A 22,164-nucleotide genomic window follows, 5' to 3' on the forward strand; every position below is an offset into this window, starting at 1 on the left:
GTTCATCTAACATAGTGGGCATGGTCACAGACGACCCCCCGGCGGCACTGCTGCGAGTCACCCACCTGGTCAAGCACTTCCCCGGCGCGAAAGCGCTCGACGGCGTGGACTTCGACGTCCGTGCGGGCGAGGTGCACTGCCTGCTCGGCCAGAACGGCGCGGGCAAGTCCACGCTCATCAAAGTCCTCGCCGGCGCTCACCAACCCGATGCCGGGCACATCCATTGGCAGGATGAGGCCGTGACGATCGCGTCGCCCACCAAGGCGCTCGACCTCGGCATCGCCACCATGTACCAGGAGCTCGATGTCGTCGACGGCCTGACGGTCGCGGAGAACATCTACCTCGGTCATGAGCTGTCCCACGGTGGAATCCTGCGGCATGCCGAGACCCGCGTCCGCACCCGCGAGGTGCTTCGCCGCCTCGGCCACCCGGAGATCCGCCCGAATCAGGACGTGGGCAGCCTGTCCGCAGCGGGCAAGCAGATCGTCTCCATGGCGCGCGCTGTCCCATGACGCCAAGGTGATCGTCATGGACGAGCCATCTGCGGTGCTGGACCCGGAAGAGGTGGACAACCTCTTCCAGGTGGTCGAGTCGCTCACCGCCGAGGGCCTCGCCGTCATCTACATCTCCCACCGGTTGGAGGAGATCAGACGCATCGGCGACCGGATCACCGTGCTCAAAGACGGCAGGACCGTCGCCACCGGGCTCGCCGTCGCCGACACCCCGACCGGCGATCTCATCGAGATGATGACGGGCCGCCGGGTCGAGAGCGACTTCGGCGGCGCCGGGGTCGACGAGTTCGGCGACGTGGTGCTGGAGGTCGAAGGGCTGGCGCTCGCGGGAGTGTTCGAGAACGTGAGCTTCGAGGTCCGTTCCGGGCAGATCCTCGGCCTGGCCGGCCTGGTCGGTGCCGGGCGCTCCGAGATCCTCGAGACGCTCTACGGCGCACGACCGGCAGCCGCGGGCACCGTCAGGGTTGCTGGGCGACGGATGCGCACCGGTTCTGTCACTCGCGCCGTCCGCCGTGGCATCGGGCTGGCTCCCGAGGAGCGCAAGAGCCAGGGCCTGCTGCTGGATGAACCGATCTATCGCAACATCACCCTCTCCACGTTCGCCCGGTTCGCACGCGGCGGCTTCCTCGACGAGAGTGCTGAGCGTCGGGCCGCCGTGGAGCAGATCTCTGCGCTGCACCTCGCGCCGGAGGATCCGGATCGCTCGATCCGGACCCTCTCCGGAGGCAATCAGCAGAAGGCGATGCTGGGCCGCTGGCTGGTGCACGGATGCAGGGTGCTGCTGCTCGATGAGCCGACCCGCGGGGTCGACGTCGGCGCACGCGCCGAGATCTACGCACTGATCCGGCGCCTGGCGCGACAGGGCACCGCCGTCGTCATGGTCTCGAGCGAGATCGATGAGGTCCTCGGCCTCGCAGATCAGGTCCTCGTCATCGCGGACGGTGCCGTCGTGCACGACGGCCCTGCCGCGCAGATCGATGAGCACGGGGTGCTCGACCTCGTCATGGAAGGAACCGCACATGAGTGATCAGGCATCGCGCAGCGATGGAGGGGCAGCGCCGGACAGCAGCTCCCTGCCCCCGACCTCCCGCACGCTGCGGCCTGCGCCAGATCCTGGAGGGCGGGGCGTACGTGCCCGCCTCGGAGGTGGCACCGGACTGGGCCGCAGCCTCGGACTCGTCGTCGCGCTGCTGCTGATCTGTCTCGTGGGCGCCCTGACCAGCGGCGACCGGTTCCTCGATGTCGACAACGTCCTCACCATCGTGCGGGGGGCGGCGGTCATCGGCGTGGTGAGCATCGGCATGACCTTCGTCATCACCGCCGGCGGCATCGACCTGTCTGTCGGCTCGGTGCTGGGCCTCGCGAGCGTCTGGGCGACCACACTCGCCACCCAGGCCATGGCAGAGGACGTGCACTGGCTCGTGATGGTCTTCACCGCAGTCGCGGTCGGCACTGCCGCAGGCATTGTCAACGGAATCGTCGTCTCCTACGGCAAGGTCGTCTCCTTCATCGCCACCTTCGCCATGCTGATCGCCGCCCGCGGCCTCGCCGAGATCATCTCCGGTCGTGGAACCCAGCTGGTCACGAACGACGGCTTCGACGACTTCTTCGGCGGCAGCCTCCTCGGTGTGCCGACCATCGTGTGGATGTTCCTCATCGTCGCGGCAGTCGGCTGGGTGGTGCTGAACCGGACCACCTTCGGCCGCCGGACGGTCGCTGTCGGCGGCAATGCGGAGGCCGCGCGTCTGGCGGGGATCAACATCAGGCGGCACACCGTCTACGTCTTCGCGCTCAGCGGCTTCACCACCGGCCTCGCAGCCGTGATGATGCTCGGGCGCACAGGTGCCGGCAGCTCGACCAACGGGACGCTGTACGAACTCGATGCGATCGCGGCCGTCGTCGTCGGCGGCACCCTCCTCATCGGTGGGCGCGGCACGATCGTCGGCACGGTGATCGGGGTGCTCATCTTCCAGACCCTGACCAACGTCTTCGTGCTGAACAACCTCTCCACCTCGGTGCAGGCGCTGGTGCAGGGCGCGATCATCGTGATCGCGGTCCTCCTCCAGCAGCGATTCGTCGTCCGCGCCAGATCGACCTGAGCCTGCCATCCCAGGCCCCTGATCCCCACTCCGATCCCGATCCCCACTTCAACGCCCACTCCGACGCCCAACCCGCCGCATTTTCGGCCTCTCCCTGCCCGCCACTCCCCCACCACCCCAAGGAGAATCCCCCATGACCGCATCAATGACGTTGCGTCGCCGTGCCACAGCCGTCTTCGCCGTGCTCGCCTCAGCAGCACTGCTCGCCTCGTGCACGGGCAACACCCCGGAGAGCACCGGCGGCGGAGCCGGCGGCAACGAATCAAATGCCGGCAGCAGCAATGACGAGACCGGAGAGACCATCACCATCGGCTTCTCCGCTCCGGCCGCCGACCACGGCTGGATGGCGGCGATGAGCACCCTCACGCAAGAGCTGGCCGCTGAGTACGACGACGTCGAGCTGCTGGTCGCCGAGGGCACGAACGACGTCAACCTGCAGATCAGCCAGATCGAGACCTTCATCAACAATGACGAGGTGGACGCTATCGTCGTGGTCCCCTTCGATGGCGCCGCGCTGACCGGCGTCGCCCTGCAGGCGATGGATGCCGGGATCCCCGTCGTCAACGTCGACCGTGAATTCTCCGACCCCAACGCCGCACGTGTGACCGTGATGGGGGACAACTACGGGATGGGCCACAACGCCGGCGAGTACATCTGCGAGCGGGTGGGCGATGATCCCGACGCTGTGATCGCCGAGATCACCGGCATCTCCTCCCTGCCCCTGACCGCGGAGCGCACCCAGGGATTCAAGGATGCGCTCGGCGAATGCGGCCAAGATGTCGACAACCGCGTCGACGCGGACTTCACCGTCCAGGGCGGGGAATCTGCGACCGCCAACCTGCTGCAGGCCGCGCCCGAGATCGACGCCGTCTGGAACCACGACGACGACCAGGGTGTGGGGGTGCTGGCCGCCATCGAGAACGCCGGCCGTGACGAGTTCTTCATGGTCGGCGGTGCCGGCTCGGCGAACATGATGCGTCACATCCAGGACGGTGACTCGGTCGTCGAGGCCACCGTGGTCTACCCCTCCAGCCAGGCAGCCAACGGTGTCGCGCTGGCGCGGCTGCTCGTCCAGGGCAAGTCGCTCTCGGATCTCGTCGAGAACGAGGTCCCCCGCCAGGTCCAGCTCTTCGCCCCGGTGGTGACCAAGGAGAACGTCGACCAGTACATCGACTCGGCCTTCGAGTCCTGAGGCCTGAGGCCTGAGGCCTGAGGCCTCGTAGCGTGAAGGCCCGCCACCGATGGGTGGCGGGCCTTCATGCTGCTGAGGGGCTCTGCGGTCGCTCACCGCGCCCGCGGAGAAGCAGGGATCACTCCCCGTGCGCCTCTTCGTACGCCGTGCGGATGGTGCCGGAGATGCGGCCGCGGTCCGGGACCTCGTAGCCGGCCTCACGGGCCCACTCGCGGATCCGCGCGGAATCGTTCGAGCCGCTGCGCGCGGAGGAGGTGCCACGAGCGCGGCGGCCGCCAACACGGCGCGCCTTCTCCGTCCAGCTGCTGAGCTCCTCGCGGAGCTTCTTCGCGTTGTCCTCGGAGAGGTCGATCTCGTAGGCGACGCCATCCAGGGCGAAGCTCACCGTCTCATCGGCCTTATCGCCGGTGAGATCGTCGATGAGCTCCACGTACGTCTTCCGTGCCATAGGGGTTCTCCCTCGTTGCTGTGACTTCATACTTCTGCGCAAACTCTGGTGAGTTCGCCGTCAGCACCAAGTATCCAGTTCGGCGACGCAGATATCAATATCATTCAGATTTTCAATCAGGCGGAGTGATTCGGTTCATCCCTATCGTGGCGCTCACGATATTCTCGCTCGACCTGACGTTCGATCTCACGCTCACTGCGATCTGCCCGCATAATCGCTCGAATCGTGAACCAGAACAGCAGGCCCACGCCTATCGATGGGAGCAGCGCCCCGGCCTCAAACCAGAATCCCGAGTCCATCTCAGGCCTCAGGCTTCACAAGGGGGAACAGGATGGTCTCGCGGATCCCGAGGCCGGTCAGGGCCATCAGCAGGCGATCCACGCCCATGCCCATGCCGCCGGTCGGCGGCAGCGCGTACTCCATCGCCTCGAGGAAGTCCTCGTCCAGGCGCATCGCCTCGTCATCGCCCTGGGCCGCCAGCTCTGCCTGCTGAGCGAAGCGCTCGCGCTGGATGACGGGATCCACCAGCTCCGAATAGCCGGTGCCCAGCTCGAATCCGCGCACGTAGAGATCCCACTTCTCGACCACGCCCGGCTGCGAGCGGTGCGCGCGCACCAGGGGGCTGGTCTCGACCGGGAAGTCCCGCACGAAGGTAGGCTCGTACAGGTGATCTCCGACCTGGTGCTCGAACAGCTCCTCGACCAGCTTTCCGTGGCCGTACTTCGGGTGATCCAAGTCCAGATCCAGGGAACGTGCGATCTCGCGCAGACGCTCCGGGGTGGTCTCGGGAGTGATCTCCACGCCGAGGGATTCCGAGAGCGATCCGTAGACCGTGATCTGCGCCCATTCCCCGGAGAAGTCGTATTCAGACCCGTCGATGAGGGTCACGGTCTGCGAACCGGTCGCACGCTCAGCAGCTTCTTGGACAAGTGTCCGGGTGAGGTCGCCGATGGTGTCGTAATCCCCGTACGCCTGATAGGCCTCGAGCATCGCGAACTCCGGAGAATGCGTGGAATCAGCACCCTCGTTACGGAAATTGCGGTTGATCTCGAAGACCCGCTCGAGACCACCCACCGCAGCGCGCTTGAGGTAGAGCTCGGGAGCGATCCGCAGATACAGGTCGAGATCGAAGGCGTTCATGTGGGTCACGAACGGTCGTGCCGCCGCGCCCGAGGGGATCACCTGCAGCATCGGGGTCTCGATCTCGACGTAGTCGCGATCGTGGAAGGAGGTGCGCAGGGAGTGCATGACCTCGGCGCGCTGACGCACGGTGTCACGGGCCTCCTGCCGCACGATGAGGTCGACGTAGCGGTGCCGCACCCGGGATTCCTCGGACAGTCCGGCGTGGAGCACCGGGAGCGGGCGCACTGCCTTGGCCGCCATCTGCCACGACTCGGCGAAGATGCTCAGCTCGCCGCGCCGGGATGCGCCGACCCGGCCCTGGAAGAACACATGATCGCCGAGGTCGACATCGGCTTTGAGATCCGCCAGTCGCTGCTCGCCGATGACGGCCTGCGAGGCCATGATCTGCAGGCGCTCTCCGGCACCATCCTGGAGGGTGATGAAGGCCAGCTTGCCGGTGTTGCGCTGGAAGACGACGCGCCCGGCGACGCCCGCCACGTCCTGGGTCTCCTCGCCGGCGGCGAGGTGGCCGTACTGCGCGCGCACCTCGGCGATGGTGGTGGTCACCGGCACCGAGACGGGGTAGGCCTCCTCCCCGCGCGCCAGCAGGCGCTCCCGCTTGGACTTGCGGACCGCGACCTGGTCGGAGGTGTCCGTCGTCTCGAGGGCAGGGGAATTCTCGCTCATGACGGTGATTGTCTCATCACTGCCGCTGGGAATGCCCGCTGGATCAGGGGGCTGTCGCCACTGCCACAGCTGCATCGAGCAACCGGGTGCCCTCGACGCGCCCCGCGAGGACCACCAGGACCTCACCGCGATGGTCCTGACCGACCTGCTCGAGGGTGCCGGGGTCGAGGGCGAGCGCATAGTCCCACTCGATCTCGGCCCGGTCCACGGCCTGCGCGAGAGCGGCCCTGATCCCCGCGACCGAAGGCGCAGCCGCGAGTGCAGCGGAGATCGTGCGCGAGAGCGCGAGCGCCTGGTCCCGGCCCTCCGGGCTGAGGTAGGCGTTGCGGCTGGAACGGGCCAGTCCCGTCGGCTCGCGCTGGATCTCGACCGGCTCGATCCGCACCGGGAGGTCCAGATCAGCGACCAGCCGCTGGATGATGGCCAGCTGTTGGGCGTCCTTCCGCCCGAACACGCTCAGATCGGGAGCGGTGAGCTGCAGCAGCTTGGCCACCACCGTCACCACCCCGTCGAAGTGTCCCGGGCGCGCAGCGCCTTCGAGGATCGTGCCTGCCCGCCCTGCGGTCACGGAGACGGTGGGTGGCAGCACCGGGTACATCTCCTGGACCGAGGGGGCGAAGACCACGTCGACCAGCCCGTCGACGAGGGCGAGGTCCGCATCGAGGTCGCGCGGGTACGCCTCGAAATCCTCGCCCGGGCCGAACTGGAGGGGGTTGACGAAGTCGGTGAGGATCACGTGATCGGCGAGCCCCCGAGCGCGCTGGACCAGCGCCAGGTGCCCGGCGTGCAGGGAACCCATCGTGAAGACCGCCGCGACGGTCCCCGTCATCGCTGCGCGGTGCTCGCGCAGCTCTGCCTTGGTGCTGATGAGCGTGGTGGCACGGCGCTGGTCCGCACCATGCTGCGGCTCGTGGGAGCCAGAGTCCAGGGTCATGAATCGTCCTTCAGCGGCGGATGGTCCTCGAGCAGGTCCCGGATCAGCGCCCGGGTGCCCTCCGGGAGTCTCGCACGGCGCAGGGCCGCGAGTGCGAGGGCACGGTAGGTGGCGGAGGTGTCCCCGGGATCGCCCGGGGCCCCGGTGGCGTCCAGGTCACGCAGTGCCCCGAGGTGGGCGGTGACGGTGCCCGCGTCCCCGCGCATCACGGGTCCGGTCAGCGCCTTGTCCCCGTGACGCAGAGATTCGTCGAGCGCTGCCTCGAGCAGCGGCCGCAGGTACGCTCCCGGATCCTCGATCCCCAGCCGTGACAGTGCGTCACGGGACTGGTCCACCAGCACCACCAGATGATTCGCGGCGTGGGCCAGGGCTGCGTGGTAGAGGGGGCGATCCCCCTCCGCGACCACGACCGCGTCTCCGCCGAGCTCGACCGCCAGCGCGGCCGCGATCGGCAGCAGCTCAGGCGTGGCGGTGATTCCCATCGGGCAGCCGATCAGCCGGGCGAGATCGGCCTGGGTGCCGGTGAACGTCATCGCCGGGTGGAGGGCCAGGGTCGCGCAGCCGGCCTGGGCGAGCGGCGCCAGCACTTCGATGCCGTAGCGGCCCGAGGTGTGCATCACGAGCTGGCCGCCCGGCACCATCCCGGTCGCTGCGATGCCTGCGGCCAGAGGGGCCAGTTGGTCGTCCGGCACAGCCAGGATCAGCATCTCGCTGCGTTCGACCAGGGCCGGCACATCCAGCAGCGGCACTCCGGGCAGGAGCTGCCGAGCTCTCTCGCGGGAGTCGTCGGAGACGGCGTAGGCGCCGGTGATCGCATGGCCCTCGGCCCGCAGCGCGGCGCCGAGGACCGCACCCACCCGGCCGGCCCCGATCACACCGATGCCCAGGCGGGGCGGCATCATCGCTCCCCCTCGAGCTCCACCGGACGGGGCGGCTGCCCGGCAGGTCCGGCGAAGCTCAGGGCGGGCTGCGGCCAGTGCTGGCGGTCCCGGTAGCGGCGCAGCGTGGCCGCATCGCGCGAGAGCACGCTGTGGAGTCCGAGCACCTCGGCGCGGGGCAGGTTGCTCACGGTCACCGTCTCTCCGGCGATCCCCACCTGCAGATCGAGGACCCCGATCTTCCGGTTCAGAGGGCCGTCGTCGACGGAGAGCTGTTGGATGCGCTCGCGGGGAACGATCTCGACGTGCCTGGTCAGCAGTCCCCCACGTTTCACGAGAGCACCGGGCAGCAGCACGGTCACCTCGGTACGACGGGCGATCCAGTACGGCCGTACCTGCGTGCGGAACCCGTCGATCTCGCGTGCCGGGGCGGTGAGCAGGTGCTCGATGTAGGCCTCGTCATCCGCGGTGCCGAGCGGCACGGCGAGGTGGCCGAGGGTGGCACGCAGCTCCTCATGAGTGCCGACGGGAAGCACGTTCTCGGCGCCGTTCTCGCTGTCGTCATCGATGCCGGCGACGGTGGCGGTGGCGGCGGTCCAGCCGGGACCGCGCCAGAGCAGCGGGCGGCGCAGCTCGATGCGCTGGATCCGACCGGAGGCGATGTTGTCGGTGCGCGTGTTGGCCAGGCCCCGTCGCATCCGGAGCCCGCGGTCGGTGAACCGGGAGACGAATCCCCATCCGGATTCGATGCGGCCGAAGATGTACTTCGGGACGGCGATCGCGGCGGGCGCCAGGGCGATGAACATCGCGATGTTGATCCCGTCCTGCCAGATCGCGAGCGCGACGGCGACGGCCACGCCGATGAGGCTCATCACCACGCCGATGAGGAAGCCGATGTCCCGCGCCAGGGAGCGGATGAGCCGTTCGGTGGGCACCTGCGCGATCAGCTCACCGTCGGTGACCCCGTCGACCAGGAGCTGCTCGAGCCGTCCGGAAGCGCCGTCGGTGCTCTCGTTCTGCGGGTGCAGGTCGGCAGTACCTGCAGTTCCCGTTCCCTCGTATCGGTCGGCGCCGTCCGTGGCAGGTTCGCCCACTGTCTCCGGCGCGGAACGCTCGGCGATGCCGAGGATCCCTCGTCGGAGGTCCTCCGCCGCGGTGGACTTCACGTACTCGATGTCGAGATAGGACTCGCCACCTCCGGCGACCTCGACGCGCACCTTCGCCAGTCCCAGCAGCCGGGCCAGCAGCGGGCGTTCGACGGAGACTGACTCGATCCGGGCCCGGGGTGCGTACTCGCGGGAGCGGCTGATCATGCCGGTGTGCAGCGAGACGCCGTCCTCATCGACCGCGTAGGTGGTGAACCACCAGCTGAGGGTCGAGAACGCGATCGCGATGATCGCAGCGGCCAGCAGCACGCCGACCCCGATGAGAGCGCGACGGATCGTGAACTCGTCGAGCAGCTGGGCGATGTTCTGCGCCGCGATCACCGCGATCACGCCGACCACGATCTTCCAGCCAGTCACCAGCGGGGTGATCGGGTGGGTGCGGTGACGCGGGGTCGAGGGATCCGGCTCGGTCGCGGCCTGGTGATCAGCCGCGTTCAGCAGTCCGCTGTCTGCGGGTGCCGGGCTGGCCGGAGCGGGCGGACCGGTAGGACTGGCCGGGCTGGTGGGACCGCCCGGGTTGGTGGGATCGTCCGGGTTGGACCGGCTGGACGGGCTGGTCGCTGAGCTGCTCACAATGCTGCCATGAGATCGATGCCGCGGTCGGTGAGCAGGGAGCGCAGGCGCTCTGCCTCGGCCTTCGGCAGACCCGGCAACGTTTCGGTGCCTCCGCCCGCGGCCGTGGTGATCGTGAGCGTCGCGAGCCCGTAGCGCCGCTCCACCGGTCCCTCACCGATCTTCACGGACTGCACGCGGCCGTACGGGATCGTGTGGACGGAGCGGAACATGATGCCGCTGGCGATCGTCAGGTCCTCCTCATCGTCCAGGTACCCGATCGCCCGAACCCTGCGCGGGGTGAACAGCAGGCTCTGGACCATGATCAGCAGAGGCAGCAGGCCGCATGCCGCGATCCACCACCATCCCGTCAGCACCGTGCCCACGATCGCGGCGATGATCAGCACCAGCCAGATGGCGTACCCGATGCTCCCCGCCATGTAACGAGCGGGGATGAGCTTCAGCGAGACGGGGCGCAGAGCCTCGGCGCCGAGCAGACCCGCAGGGTCGTCGGACAGCACGCGCCCGGACCCTGCGGGGGCACCGGCAGACGCCGCGGGGTCACCCGCAGACACAGTGGGGGCGCCGGCAGACGCCGCAGAGGTGCCGGCAGACGCCGCGGGCGCGTCAGCGGACGCCGCAGAGGTGCCGGCAGACGCCGCGGGCGCGTCAGCGGACGCCGCAGAGGTGCTGGTGGACGCCGCGGGAACGTCAGCGACCGGTGCGTAGAGGTGCTCGTGGGGGTCGTGAGCTGAGGTCATGGGCACCATCGTGTCATCCCGCAGCTACTCGCCGCGCCCCCCGTGGGAGGAAGTTGATCCGTCGAAAGTCGACACGGACGGAGCGTCCACGTAGACGCAGGGCTCAGCTGCCAGCGCCTGCGCCTTCCGCTGAGCCCTCGCCGTCCTCCGGCGGCAGCTGGCCCCAGTGCTCGACGATCACGCCCAGCACGCCGAGCACGATCCCGGCGATCGCCGCGGCAGCAGTGGGCAGGACCCCCAGCAGCGGGTCGCCAGTCCCGGTCAGTAGCAGGAACAACGCCTGACCAGCGAAGATCCCGCCGACCACCGTGCCGGTGTATGCGCAGGCACGGGCCAGCAGCACCGTGCGGTAAGCGGTGGGCAGATCGATCTGGTGGCGGCGAGGGGCGAAACTGGGGTGCTCCTTGCGCTGCTGGCTCTCGAGCATGTACCGGCGCAGCGGCAGGCCGTGCACCAGCAGCACCGCCGCCAGCGCCAGCAGCACCAGGGTGGTCAGCCAGCCTGCGATCGGCAGCGAATGGCCACGGGAGGCGAAGGCCTCGAGCATCTGCGCCCCGAAACCCGCACCGATCACGAGGATCAGCACCAGGACCGGCACGTTCAACGGCTTCACGAGATTCCGAACCCCTCGACGACCGGCCCCGGTCGCAGTCCTCCCAGGTCCGCAGCACGGGCCAGCAGAGCGTCAACCGGTCCGTGCCCCGGCAGCTGCGCCTGCGGGCGGGCGGCGTGCCAGGGAGCGAGGACGAAGGCTCGCTCGTGGGCGCGTGGGTGCGGGACCTTCAGCTGCGCGTCCTCGCTCACCCAGTCGCCGTAGGTGATGACGTCCACGTCGAGAGTGCGCGGGCCCCAGCGCACCAGGCGTTCCCGATGAGCGGCATGCTCCGCACGGTGCGCCGCCTCGAGCAGCGCGAAGGGGCCCAGCACCGTGCGCACCCCGATCACCGAGTTCAGGAAGCTGCCCTGCTCCGCGGGCCCGCCGACGGGCGCGGTCTCCAGCACCGGCCCGGTCCAGGCCACGTCGATGCCGTCCGTCGCGGCCAGGTGGGCGAGCGCGCCCTGCAGGTGCTTCTCCCGCTCCCCCAGGTTGGTCCCCAGCGCCAGGACGGCCGAGATCGGCGGGGCGTCCCGCTCGATGCTCACGGTGACGGCGCCGACGGGCAGCCCGACGGGGGCGGATGGCTTATGAACTCGGACTCCGAGACGCCGTACCAGGGGATGTCCGGTGTCCGTCAGGATCCGTGTGGCGATCCGCTCTGCGAGCGTCTCGACCAGGTCGTAGGGGCCGCCGGTCATCTCCTCGTGCACCGCTGCCGCGACCTCGGCGTAGTTCACGGTGCGAGAGAGCGCGTCGGTGGCACCCGCGGGCGCGGTGTCGAGATGGAGCGTCACATCGACCTCGAACTGCTGGCCCAGGCGCTTCTCCTCCTCGAGCACCCCGTGGTGCGCCCAGGCTCTGATTCCAGCCACCTCGATGCGGTCCAGTCGCCCCGGGCCGGTGCCCGGCTGGACGGGCTGCGCCGTCATCGTCGGATGCTCCGACGCAGACGGTCGCCCACTGTCACTGCGGCGACCGAGGATTCGACGTCATGCACGCGTACCGCCCAGGCGCCGTGCTCCGCGCTGTAGGCGCTGATGGCAGCGGTCGCCAGGTCGCGATCCACTCCGAGCGCGCTGAGGAATCGTTTCCGGGACGCCCCGATGAGCAGCGGCAGTCCGTGGGAGCTCAGCGTCGGCCAGTCGGCCAGCACCTCCCAGTTCTGCTCTCCCGTCTTGGAGAAGCCCAGGCCCGGGTCGGCGACCAGGAAGCTGTCCTCCACCCCCGCCTCGCGCAGGGCGGCGAGCCGCTCGGCGAGCTCGGCCGCGCTGTCGCGCGCCACATCGCGGTAGACGGCGAGCTCGTTCATCACGTCGCTGTGCCCGCGCCAGTGCATCGCGATGAAGACCGGCGGGGTGCCCAGGCGGGTGCGGAGCCGGGCCACCTCGCGGCCCATGTCCACGTCGGCACGTCCGGCGGAGACGTCGTTGACGATCAGCGCCCCCTCCTCCACGCTCGCCGCCGCGACGGAGGCCCTCATGGTGTCGACGCTGACCACGACATCCTTCTCCGCGAGAGCTGCGACCACCGGGAGCACCCGGCGCAGCTCCTCGTCCTCGTCCACGCGCGGTGCGCCGGGACGGGTGGACTCCCCGCCGACATCCACGATCGCGGCGCCCTGGTCGACCAGTCGGAGGCCGTGGGCGATCGCGGCGGGCGCATCGTCGTGCGCGCCGCCGTCGGAGAACGAGTCCGGGGTGACGTTCAGGACGCCCATCACCAGGGTGTCGTCGATGTCCAGCCGCTCAGGCAGACCGGAGGGGCGGCGGGGCGTGCTGCTCACTTCGCTCACGCCCTGTTGATCAGGGCCATGGCCTCGCCACGGGTGCTGGGGCTGTCGCGCAGCATTCCTCGCACGGCGCTGGTGACGGTGCGGGCGCCGGCCGCGCGCACTCCTCGCATCGACATGCACATGTGCTCGGCCTCGATCACCACGATCGCCCCGTCGGCGCCGAGCTCGTCCATCAGCGCGTCGGCGATCTGGGTGGTGAGCCGCTCCTGAACCTGGGGCCGGCGGGCGTAGACGTTCACCAGCCGGGCGAGCTTGCTGAGCCCGGTGACCGCGCCGCTGCCGGGGATGTATCCGACGTGGGCTGCGCCATGGAAGGGCAGCAGGTGGTGCTCGCACATCGAGTAGAAGGCGATGTCGCGCACCAGCACGAGCTCCTGGTGCTCGATGTCGAACGTGGTCGAGAGGGGCTCACGGGCATCCTGCGTGAGGCCCGAGAAGACCTCCGAGTACATCCGCGCCACCCGGGCTGGGGTCTCGAGCAGCCCGTCACGGTCGGGATCCTCACCGATCGCGGCGAGGATCTCCCGCACAGCGGCCTCGATCCGGGGCTGGTCCACGCTCATCTCAGCGCTCCGTCCCCTCGGTGCTGCCGTAGTCAGTGCTGCCGTAGCCGTAGCCGGTGCCGCCCTCTCCGGGGGCACCACCCTGCGGGGCGCCCGGGATCTGCGGGCCCTCACCACCGGGGTGCGGCAGCTCGGGGGCGCCCGGCTGCAGTGGCTCCCCGGCGTCGTGCGCCTCGGTACCGGTCGCGGTGATCGTCGCCCCGACGGACGGCGCGGCCAGCGCGGGACGCTCGGCGCTGGAGACCCAGACCTCGCGCGGCGGCTGCTTCTTGACATCGCGGAAGATCACGGCGAGCTCGTGCTCGTTGAGGGTCTCCCGCTCGAGCAGCTCCTCCACCAGGCGGTCCAGCACGTGACGGTTCTCCACGATTACGGCCCAGGCCTCGTCCAGCGCGGTGTCCAGCAGCATCCGGACCTCCTGATCCACGAGGCTCGCGGTCTCTGCGCTGAAGCGGGGGGCCTGCCCCTGCTGCATCCCCACGAACACCTCGTCCTGCTCGCCGGCCAGGGCGACCTGGCCCACGGCGTCGCTCATCCCGAGCTGCATCACCATGGTGCGGGCGATCTTGGTGGCGTTCTGCAGATCCGAGCTGGGACCGGTGGTGACGTCGTGGAAGATGCTCTCCTCCACCGCGTAGCCGCCGAGCGCGTAGGCCAGCCGATCCAGCAGCTCGTTGCGGGACTGGTAGTTGCGGTCCTGGGTGGGGACCACCATCGTGTAGCCGCCGGCGCGGCCGCGCGGCAGGATCGTCACCTTGGTGACGGGGGCGGAGTTGTTCATGGCCGCCGCGACCAGGGCGTGGCCGCCCTCGTGGTACGCGGTCATCTGACGTTCACGCTCGCTCATCACCTTCGAGTAGCGCTGCGGCCCCATGGAGACACGGTCGATCGCCTCATCCAGGGCGCGATTGTCGATGATCTGGTTGCCGGAGCGTGCGGTCAGCAGCGCCGCTTCGTTCAGGACGTTCGCGAGATCGGCACCGGACATGCCGATGGTGCGCTTGGCGACGTGCTCGAGGTCGACGTCGTGCGCGAGCGGCTTGCCCTTGGCATGCACGCCGAGGATCTGCAGGCGGCCCTTCATATCGGGGGCCTCGACAGCGATCTGGCGGTCGAACCGTCCCGGTCGCAGCAGCGCGGGATCCAGGATGTCCACGCGGTTGGTGGCGGCGATGAGGATGACGTTCTGGTTCTCGTCGAACCCGTCCATCTCCACCAGCATCTGGTTCAACGTCTGCTCGCGCTCGTCGTGACCGCCGCCCATGCCAGCACCGCGGTGGCGGCCGACGGCGTCGATCTCGTCGATGAAGATGATCGCCGGAGAGTTCTCCTTGGCGGTGTTGAACAGGTCGCGCACGCGGCTCGCGCCGACGCCCACGAACATCTCCACGAAGTCCGAGCCGGAGATCGAGTAGAAGGGCACGTTCGCCTCGCCTGCCACGGCCTTGGCCAGCAGGGTCTTGCCGGTGCCGGGCGGGCCGTAGAGCAGCACGCCCTTGGGGATCTTCGCGCCGACTGCCTGGTACCGCCCGGGGTCGACGAGGAACTGCTTGATCTCGTCGAGCTCCTCGACGGCCTCCTCGGCGCCTGCCACGTCCGCGAAGGTGACCTTGGGGGCCTCCTTGTTGAACAGCTTGGCCTTGGACTTCCCGAACTGCATCGCCTTGCCGCCGCCCTGGGCGTTCATGATCAGGAACCAGAACAGGCCGATGAAGATCAGCAGCGGGAGGAAGGACAGCAGCAGGGTGGACCACCAGGAGCTGCTGGCGATCTCGTCCGTGTACCCCTTGGCCGGAGCCGCGTCCTCGACGGCCTGCACCACGGCCTCACCGCGCGCGTCGACGTAGGAGAAGCGCACCTCGGTGCCCTTGTTCTCCTCGCCGTCCACGAAGTCCTCGGTCAGGACCAGGTCGACCCGCTGCTGGTTGCCGTCGATGATCTTCGCCTGCTCGACAGTGCCGCCGGCCAGCAGCTCGAGTCCCTGCTGGGTGTCGATCTGCTGATAGCCGTCGCGGCCGAACAGGGAGAACATCGCCATGCCCAGCAGCAGGGCGACGATGATCCACAGCGCCAGCCCGGTGAACGGGCGACGCTTCTTGCCGCCGGAGCTCTTGGACTTGGGGGAATCTGCCATGGGATCAGTCCTCGTAGATCGAGCGCGCGAGGACGCCCACGTAGGGGAGGTTGCGGTAGTTCTCGGCATAGTCGAGCCCGTAGCCGATGACGAATTCGTTGGGGATGTCGAAACCGACGTACTTCACGTCGATCTCCACCCGCGCCGCCTCGGGCTTGCGCAGCAGTGCGGCGATCTCGACGCTCTTGGGACCCCGTGAGCGCAGGTTGGACAGCAGCCACTTCAGGGTGAGCCCGGAATCGATGATGTCCTCGACGATGAGCACGTTGCGCCCGGTGATGTCGCCGGAGAGGTCCTTGAGGATGCGCACGACGCCCGAGGACTTGGTGCCCGAGCCGTAGGAGGAGACGGCCATCCAGTCCATCTCGACCTTGAGGTCGATCTGGCGGGCGAGATCCGCCATCACCATCACCGCGCCGCGCAGAACGCCCACGAGGACCGGCGGTTCATCCGCATAGTCCTCGGCGATCTGCTGACCGAGCTCGGCGAGGCGTTCGCGGATCTGCTGCTCGTCCAGCAGCACGCGGTCGACATCGGGGTGGGGGTGCGTCTGGGGCACGCGGATCTCCTCCATGGAACGTGGTGGGGTGCGTCCGCCGCGGATCACGGATCGAGGCGGCGCCACACCAACAGGCCGTCGCGGCGAGCGACCTCGATCCTACCTGGAACGGGCACCGCTGCCTGACCGTGCCATGAGACCACCAGCGCATCGATCGCGAGCACCTGGCGTCGGAGCAGCGACTTCGAGGATCCGCCGGTGCTGCCGCCCTGCGGCTTTGCGCGGTCAGCGGAACGCGTGGCGTCGCGCAGGACCCGGGTGCGCAAGGGCGCCGGGGCGGCGGCCAGGGCGTGCACATCCAGGAGCAGCAGATCGCCGTCCTCGCGCAGCTCTCCCCCGTCGCGTCGCAGCGAGGGCAGCAGTGCCTGCGCCTCCCGGTCGAGATGATCCACATCAGGGCGCACCAGGTCGGCGCTGCGGGCCAGGTTCTCGTCGAGTTGTTCACCGAGGATCTCCCGCAGCAGCGGGAGTGCCTGATGCCGTACCCGTGAGCGCAGCAGGGTGGGGTCCGCATTCATCGGGTCCTCCCACCACTGGAGGTCGTGGAGGCGGCAGATCTCCTCGGTGTCGCTGCGCCGCAGTGCCGTGCGCTCGTCGCGTCCGGTGCCCAGGAAGGGACGCAGCAGAGCGCCCCGCGTGCGCGGGATCCCTGCCAACGCCCGAGGGCCCGCTCCTCGGGCGATCCCCATCAGCACCTGCTCGGCCTGGTCATCGAGCGTGTGCGCCATCAGCAGGGCGAGCGCTCCTCGCTCCTCCCGCGCAGACTCCAGGGCGTCGTGGCGGGCGGTTCGTGCCGCATTCTCGATTCCGCCGGGTGCGTCGGCATCGACCTGCACGCGCAGCACCTGCCCTTCGGCGCCGAGCTGCTGCGCCTGGATCAGGGCTCGCTCGGCGACCTCCGCCGACCCCTCCTGCAGACCGTGGTCGACGATCGCCGCCTCCGTCTCCAGGCCCATCCGCGAGCCCACCCAGACGGTCGTCGCCAGCAGGGCGAGGGAATCGGCTCCCCCGCTGAGCCCGACCAGCAGTCGAGGGGCGAGATGGCCGACGGCGGTGTCATCGGCGAGCTGTTCGATGCGCGCGGTCAGCGAGGCGCGCACGGCGGTGCGGGCGCGGGCGATCACCGGGGGCGGGCCGGCCATCAGTCGACCTGCACGATCTCGGCGGCGACCTGGTCCACTGCGGCGCGGGCCGCGGCGGCGTCCGCGCCGTCGAAGCCGTGCACCACGATCGAATAGCCGACGGTGCGACCGTCGGGCAGGACGGCCACTCCGGCGAGGGTGGCGGCACCGCCGAGATAGCCGGTCTTGCCGCGCACCAGGCCGCTCGCATCCTCAGTGCCGTCGGCGTGGAAGCGGTCGGCAAGCGTGCCCGAAAGACCCGCGATCGGGACGTCGAAGAGGATCTGCTCGAGCCTGGGCACCTCTCCGGAGGCCACCTCGGCCAGCACCGCCGAGAACAGGGCGGGCGGCACCCGGTTCTGGCGAGAGAGTCCCGAGCCGTCATGCAGCTCGAGCGCGGCGAGGTCCGTGTCCGGCACCCCGATCTCCGCAGCCAGATCTCGGATCTCGGCCTCGACGGCGGCGGCCGCCCCCACCGGCGTGGTCTCCTCGCCACGGGAGAGCGCGACCAGGTGCGCGAGCAGCTCCGCGGTGGTGTTGTCGGAGATCAGCAGGGTGTGGCGCACGATCTCCGCGAGCGGCTCGGAATGGATCTCGACCGATGGCACGTCCTCGGGCGCCACGCCCTCGGAGAGCGTCCCGGTGACCTCGAGACCCGCCTCGACCAGCAGTTCGGCGAAGCGGCGCGCCGCATCCCCGGCAGGGTCGGTGGATTTGGCGCCGTACTGCTGCCCGTCGAGCCAGCCGCCCTCCAGCGCCAGGCTGGCGGTGGGAGTCACCCACCCGCCGGCGGGGCCGTTGTTCCCCCAGGCCTCATTGGCGCCGCCGACGAGATAGGTGTCATCGAGGACCACCGAGACCTGCGTCGTGCCCTGGCTCGTGGCCAGCTCGGCAGTCCGGATCGCGAGATCGCGCAGCTCCTCCTCGCTGAGAGTCATGTCACCGCCGCCGATCAGGGTCACCACGCCGTCCTGCACGGCGGCTCGGGTGGTGAGCACCTCGTCGCCGCTGTATCGGCGCAGCACCGCGGCGGCGGTGAGCATCTTCAGCGTCGAGGCGGGCACGAGCGCGACGTCGGCCTCCCGTTCTGCGAGCACCTCACCGGTCCCGGCATCGACCACGCTGAACGCCAATCCGCTGTCGACCACGGGCAGCAGGGCTCCCGCAGCCATGCGTCCTTCGAGGTCAGCCGGGTCCACCGGGTCACCGCTGCGATCGATGGGGGGAAGCAGTTCGGAGGCTCCGAGACGTTCCCAGTCCTCCGCCACGGCACGCGGTCCGGAGGCCGGGCCCTCGTCGACCGTAGCGACGGTGAGCACCCCGGGAAAGGCGTCGGTGAGGTCCCCGAGCATGTAGAAGCTCGTGGGCACCGCCGCGCACATCACGATCGCGGTGGTGCGCCAGATGCGTTCCGTTGCTCTCAGGGCCATGACCCCACGATATGGTGTCCGGGTCATTACCAGAGGCCCACGGGGCCGGAGCAATGGAGCGGCTGTCGTGGAATTTGATGTGACCATCGAGATCCCTCGCGGGAATCGCAACAAGTACGAGGTGGACCACCACAACGGTCGGATCAGGCTCGATCGGATGCTGTTCACCGCCACGCGTTACCCGGACGACTACGGCTTCATCGAGGGGACCCTCGGCGAGGACGGCGATCCGCTGGACTGCCTGGTGCTGCTCGAGGAGCCCACCTTCCCCGGCTGCCTGATCCGCTGCCGCGCGCTCGGCATGTTCCGCATGCGGGACGAAGCCGGCGGTGACGACAAGATCATCGCGGTGCCGGTCGGCGACCAGCGTCAGGTGCGCCGCCAGGAGCTGACCGACGTCAGCGAGTTCCACCGCCTGGAGATCCAGCACTTCTTCGAGGTCTACAAGGACCTCGAGCCGGGCAAGAGCGTCGAGGGCGCGCACTGGGAGGGCCGCAGCGATGCGGAGGCGGAGATCCGTCGTTCCTACCGTCGCGCCGTCGGCACTGAGCACGCGAACGCCTTCACGCAGGAGATGTGAGCGTCCGGGGGCGACGCCGCCCCCGTCGCCACCGTCCAGAAGAGGGCCGACCCGAGCGGGTCGGCCCTCTTCTGGTTTCTCGTCCTCGTCCCCTTCGCGGGGCCCAAATTCACTTCGTGCGCATCGTCCGCGCACGAGCACTGAGCTGTGCCCGGCGCGGTACGGCGCGGTGCTCAGGCGTCCAGCGCGCTCTGCTCTCCTGCGAGCTCACCCTCGAGGGTCAGCTCCTGGGAGAAGATCTCGAGCATCGCCTCGACGACCGACTTCGACACCGCCCGGGCGCCGAGCCCCCCGATGACGGCTCCGATGCCGAAGGGCAGCAGCCGCATCAGCCACAGCTTGCCGGTCCGCGCCACCACCCGGCGGCGCACATAGCGCGAGACCTGCTTGCTGATCAGGCCGGGCACGAAGCCACCTCCGCCGTTGAGGACGGAGTGCCACTGCAGCCCCTGCTTGCCCATCGCTTTGGCGATGATCTCGGTGCCGCGCTCGCCGCCGAGCACGCCCATCAGCACCAGGCGGCGGGTGCTCTTGTCGGTCATGTCGACGCCGTGGATCTCCGCCGCGGCAAGGGTGAGGAAGGCGCAGGCCTCGGCGAAGGTGACTCCCTCGCCGACGGTCAGGCCGAGCGCTGCCGCGGTGCCGAGCCCGGGCAGCGCCGCGACGCCGCCGATCCCCGCTCCGGCGGCGGTGGTCAGCGTGGTGAATCGCTTCGTGACGCGCTCGAGCAGCTGCCGATCGGTCTCCTCGGGGTGCTTCTGGCGAAGCTTGTGCACGTAGCTGTGCGCGAGCGGGGCCTGCACCTTCAGCGCGGCATCGATCAGTGCCAGCCAGCGCTCGTCGATCTGCTCGGCGAGCTCGCCATCTGCGGGCAGCGCATCCGGGCCGTTCTGGTCATCGCGCGGGATGCTCGGGTCGCTCTGTGCCACCGTCAGCTCCGTTCTGTGGGGTCATGAACAGGGTCAAGGTACCGCCTCGTGGGGCGCCAGTCTGAAGACTCTTTGGACTGCTGGCTCTTCGGACTGTGCCCGCTCAGCCGATCATGACCTCGCCGTCGCCGAGCTCGGCGATCTCGCCGGTCAGCCCGAGCCGACGCACCGCCTCTCCGAGGTCGGCGTAGTGCGCGGTGTATCCGGCCTCCATGAATGAGCGGGGCACGGAGACGTCATGACACAGGGTGCCGCCCAGGTGGTCGGTCTCGTGCTGGAAGATGCGGGCCGTCCACCCCACGTGCTCTTCGTCGATCTCCTGCAGCCGGCCGTCGGGCAGCAGCTCGGTCGCACGCAGTCGCACCCGTCGTGAGCGCGGCACGATCGACTGCCAGCCGTCTACCGAGAGGCACCCCTCGAAGGCGTAGACCCGCTGCTCTCCGAGCAGCTCGACGACGGGATCCAGCAGGGCGCGCAGAGCGAGCGGGCGCCGCTCCAGCAGATCGTCGTCCGGGTCCTCCCCCTCCTCCGCCGCGAAGGAGTCCTCGACCACGTAGAACCGCAGCGGCAGGCCGACCTGAGGAGCTGCCAGCCCCACGCCCGGCGCCTTGTGCATCGTGATCGTCATCGCCTCGGCGAGCTCGAGCAGGAGCCCGACGTCGATCCGCCCCACAGCGGTCACGGCCTTCCTCCGCAGCGCGGGATGGCCTGCCTGCACTATCCGCAGGGGGTCGCCCTCCTTCGCACGGCGGTCCAGGATCTTCCGAGTCAGCTCAGTGATGTCCACATCGCCAGTATCCCGCAGCCCGAGCGCACTGGGCGCGCTCCAGTCGACGAGGCCGTCCGTGGATTGCGCAGAGTCTCGCACGGGCGTCGGACACGGACGGCGGAGCGGCGGAGGAGCGGGGGCGGAGCGGCGGAGAGGCTCCCGCGGGCGACAGAGTCCCGAGACGTGAGACACGCCTCGCCCTGTGCACCCATCCAGATGAGAGCTGGGCTACACTTTATCGAGCCAGTGCGATGAAGCACCCCTCGTGGGAGCGACATCCACTCGGCCACGTATCACTTCACAACGGACCGTCCGGCACGTACCTGCCGGTGAAGGAGAACCACCATGGCAACAGTCACGTTCGATAATTCCTCGCGCGTCTACCCGGGACAGGAACGTCCCGCGGTCGACAACCTCAACATCGAAGTCGGGGATGGCGAATTCCTCGTGCTGGTCGGGCCCTCCGGCTCCGGCAAGTCGACCGCGCTGCGCATGCTCGCAGGCCTCGAGGAGATCGACGCAGGCCGCATCCTGATCGGCGATCGTGACGTCACCGACGTCCCGCCGAAGGACCGCGACATCGCGATGGTGTTCCAGAACTACGCGCTGTACCCGCACATGACGGTCGCCGACAACATGGGCTTCGCCCTGAAGATCGCCGGCAACCCGAAGGCCGAGATCCGCAAGCGCGTCGAGGACGCCGCCGAGATCCTCGACCTCACCGAGTACCTCGACCGTAAGCCCAAGGCGCTCTCCGGTGGTCAGCGCCAGCGTGTGGCCATGGGCCGCGCGATCGTCCGTTCGCCGCAGGTGTTCCTCATGGATGAGCCCCTGTCGAACCTCGATGCGAAGCTGCGTGTGGCGACCCGTACTCAGATCGCGTCGCTGCAGCGCCGCCTCGGCGTCACCACGGTCTACGTCACCCACGACCAGACCGAGGCCATGACCATGGGCGACCGCGTCGCAGTGCTGAACTTCGGCGTTCTGCAGCAGCTCGACACCCCGCGCCGCATGTACGACCACCCGAACAACGTGTTCGTCGCCGGCTTCATCGGCTCCCCCGCCATGAACCTGTTCGACACCAACCTCACCGATCAGGGTGCCGAGTTCGGTGGCGTCGTGGTCCCCGTGGATCGCTCGACCCTCTCGGAGACCGATCAGAGCACGGTCACCATCGGCATCCGTCCCGAGGACCTCGAGATCGCTCCCGACGGCCAGGGCATCGCCGTCGAGGTCGACCTCGTCGAGGAGCTCGGCGCGGACGCCTTCATCTACGGCCGTCGCGCAGGAAGCGAAGAGACGTCCAAGCCGTTCATCGCGCGCGTCGACGCCCGTCGC

20 protein-coding genes and 1 pseudogene are annotated in these 22,164 nt (G+C 69.2%); 5 read left to right on the forward strand and 16 right to left on the reverse strand.

Going from position 1 to position 22,164, the window contains the following annotated elements:
* Nucleotides 1-20 precede the first annotated feature (20 nt).
* The 3 genes and pseudogenes from ACTH43_RS13730 to ACTH43_RS13740 all read left to right on the forward strand — a co-directional run bounded on the left by ACTH43_RS13730 (nt 21) and on the right by ACTH43_RS13740 (nt 3,803).
* Nucleotides 21-1,539, forward strand: a pseudogene (locus tag ACTH43_RS13730) (sugar ABC transporter ATP-binding protein).
* Nucleotides 1,532-2,611, forward strand: a complete 1,080-nt coding sequence (locus tag ACTH43_RS13735) for an ABC transporter permease (protein ID WP_441445463.1) — start codon at nt 1,532-1,534, stop codon at nt 2,609-2,611. Before ACTH43_RS13730 ends, ACTH43_RS13735 begins: the two are co-directional and overlap by 8 nt.
* A 133-nt stretch (nt 2,612-2,744) precedes the next feature.
* Nucleotides 2,745-3,803, forward strand: coding sequence for a substrate-binding domain-containing protein (locus tag ACTH43_RS13740; RefSeq protein ID WP_441445464.1), 1,059 nt, complete (start codon nt 2,745-2,747; stop codon nt 3,801-3,803).
* A 118-nt stretch (nt 3,804-3,921) separates the two neighbouring features.
* Here ACTH43_RS13740 and ACTH43_RS13745 read toward each other — a convergent pair whose 3' ends face one another.
* The 14 genes from ACTH43_RS13745 to ACTH43_RS13810 all read right to left on the reverse strand — a co-directional run bounded on the left by ACTH43_RS13745 (nt 3,922) and on the right by ACTH43_RS13810 (nt 18,548).
* Nucleotides 3,922-4,251, reverse strand: coding sequence for a histone-like nucleoid-structuring protein Lsr2 (locus tag ACTH43_RS13745; protein WP_441445465.1), 330 nt, complete (start codon nt 4,249-4,251; stop codon nt 3,922-3,924).
* Between the two features lie 300 nt (nt 4,252-4,551).
* The gene (gene lysS, locus ACTH43_RS13750; RefSeq protein WP_441445466.1) at nt 4,552-6,060 is read right to left on the reverse strand and encodes a lysine--tRNA ligase; all 1,509 of its coding nucleotides are present in this window, start codon (nt 6,058-6,060) and stop codon (nt 4,552-4,554) included.
* Between the two features lie 43 nt (nt 6,061-6,103).
* Nucleotides 6,104-6,994, reverse strand: a complete 891-nt coding sequence (panC, locus tag ACTH43_RS13755; protein ID WP_441445467.1) for a pantoate--beta-alanine ligase — start codon at nt 6,992-6,994, stop codon at nt 6,104-6,106.
* A complete protein-coding gene (locus ACTH43_RS13760; protein WP_441445468.1) occupies nt 6,991-7,896 on the reverse strand; it encodes a Rossmann-like and DUF2520 domain-containing protein in 906 nt (301 codons plus the stop codon). The genes panC and ACTH43_RS13760 overlap by 4 nt, the downstream gene beginning before the upstream one ends.
* Entirely contained in the window at nt 7,893-9,611 is a 1,719-nt protein-coding gene (locus ACTH43_RS13765) for a PH domain-containing protein (protein WP_441445469.1), read from the reverse strand. Before ACTH43_RS13765 ends, ACTH43_RS13760 begins: the two co-directional genes overlap by 4 nt.
* The gene (locus tag ACTH43_RS13770; RefSeq protein ID WP_441445470.1) at nt 9,608-10,351 is read right to left on the reverse strand and encodes a PH domain-containing protein; all 744 of its coding nucleotides are present in this window, start codon (nt 10,349-10,351) and stop codon (nt 9,608-9,610) included. The genes ACTH43_RS13765 and ACTH43_RS13770 overlap by 4 nt, the downstream gene beginning before the upstream one ends.
* A 103-nt stretch (nt 10,352-10,454) precedes the next feature.
* Nucleotides 10,455-10,964 (reverse strand): DUF3180 domain-containing protein, encoded by a 510-nt coding sequence (locus tag ACTH43_RS13775; RefSeq protein ID WP_441445471.1) that lies wholly within the window; start codon nt 10,962-10,964, stop codon nt 10,455-10,457.
* The gene (gene folK / locus ACTH43_RS13780; RefSeq protein WP_441445472.1) at nt 10,961-11,878 is read right to left on the reverse strand and encodes a 2-amino-4-hydroxy-6-hydroxymethyldihydropteridine diphosphokinase; all 918 of its coding nucleotides are present in this window, start codon (nt 11,876-11,878) and stop codon (nt 10,961-10,963) included. Before folK ends, ACTH43_RS13775 begins: the two co-directional genes overlap by 4 nt.
* Complete coding sequence (folP, locus tag ACTH43_RS13785; protein ID WP_441445482.1) at nt 11,875-12,666, reverse strand: dihydropteroate synthase; 792 nt, start codon at nt 12,664-12,666, stop codon at nt 11,875-11,877. Before folP ends, folK begins: the two co-directional genes overlap by 4 nt.
* A 71-nt stretch (nt 12,667-12,737) precedes the next feature.
* Complete coding sequence (gene folE, locus ACTH43_RS13790; RefSeq protein ID WP_441445473.1) at nt 12,738-13,304, reverse strand: GTP cyclohydrolase I FolE; 567 nt, start codon at nt 13,302-13,304, stop codon at nt 12,738-12,740.
* Nucleotide 13,305: 1 nt separating this feature from the next.
* Nucleotides 13,306-15,438, reverse strand: a complete 2,133-nt coding sequence (gene ftsH, locus ACTH43_RS13795) for an ATP-dependent zinc metalloprotease FtsH (protein ID WP_441445474.1) — start codon at nt 15,436-15,438, stop codon at nt 13,306-13,308.
* A 4-nt stretch (nt 15,439-15,442) separates the two neighbouring features.
* Complete coding sequence (gene hpt / locus ACTH43_RS13800) at nt 15,443-15,997, reverse strand: hypoxanthine phosphoribosyltransferase (protein ID WP_441445475.1); 555 nt, start codon at nt 15,995-15,997, stop codon at nt 15,443-15,445.
* Between the two features lie 44 nt (nt 15,998-16,041).
* Nucleotides 16,042-17,139, reverse strand: a complete 1,098-nt coding sequence (gene tilS, locus ACTH43_RS13805) for a tRNA lysidine(34) synthetase TilS (RefSeq protein ID WP_441445476.1) — start codon at nt 17,137-17,139, stop codon at nt 16,042-16,044.
* The gene (locus ACTH43_RS13810; RefSeq protein WP_441445477.1) at nt 17,139-18,548 is read right to left on the reverse strand and encodes a D-alanyl-D-alanine carboxypeptidase/D-alanyl-D-alanine-endopeptidase; all 1,410 of its coding nucleotides are present in this window, start codon (nt 18,546-18,548) and stop codon (nt 17,139-17,141) included. Before ACTH43_RS13810 ends, tilS begins: the two co-directional genes overlap by 1 nt.
* A gap of 67 nt (nt 18,549-18,615) precedes the next feature.
* Between ACTH43_RS13810 and ACTH43_RS13815 the strand changes: the two genes are divergently transcribed.
* Complete coding sequence (locus ACTH43_RS13815; RefSeq protein ID WP_441445478.1) at nt 18,616-19,128, forward strand: inorganic diphosphatase; 513 nt, start codon at nt 18,616-18,618, stop codon at nt 19,126-19,128.
* Between the two features lie 173 nt (nt 19,129-19,301).
* Here the strand turns inward: ACTH43_RS13815 and ACTH43_RS13820 are convergent, their stop codons facing one another.
* Nucleotides 19,302-20,057: a hypothetical protein gene (locus ACTH43_RS13820; RefSeq protein WP_441445479.1), complete on the reverse strand. Its 756-nt coding sequence runs from the start codon at nt 20,055-20,057 to the stop codon at nt 19,302-19,304.
* 103 nt (nt 20,058-20,160) lie between these two features.
* Nucleotides 20,161-20,844 (reverse strand): peptide deformylase, encoded by a 684-nt coding sequence (locus tag ACTH43_RS13825; RefSeq protein WP_441445480.1) that lies wholly within the window; start codon nt 20,842-20,844, stop codon nt 20,161-20,163.
* 327 nt (nt 20,845-21,171) lie between these two features.
* Here ACTH43_RS13825 and ACTH43_RS13830 point away from each other — a divergent pair.
* Nucleotides 21,172-22,164: ABC transporter ATP-binding protein (locus ACTH43_RS13830; RefSeq protein WP_441445481.1), on the forward strand; the 993-nt coding region annotated here is incomplete at its 3' end.

Source organism: Brachybacterium sp. (assembly GCF_052095815.1).
GTDB lineage: Bacteria > Actinomycetota > Actinomycetes > Actinomycetales > Dermabacteraceae > Brachybacterium.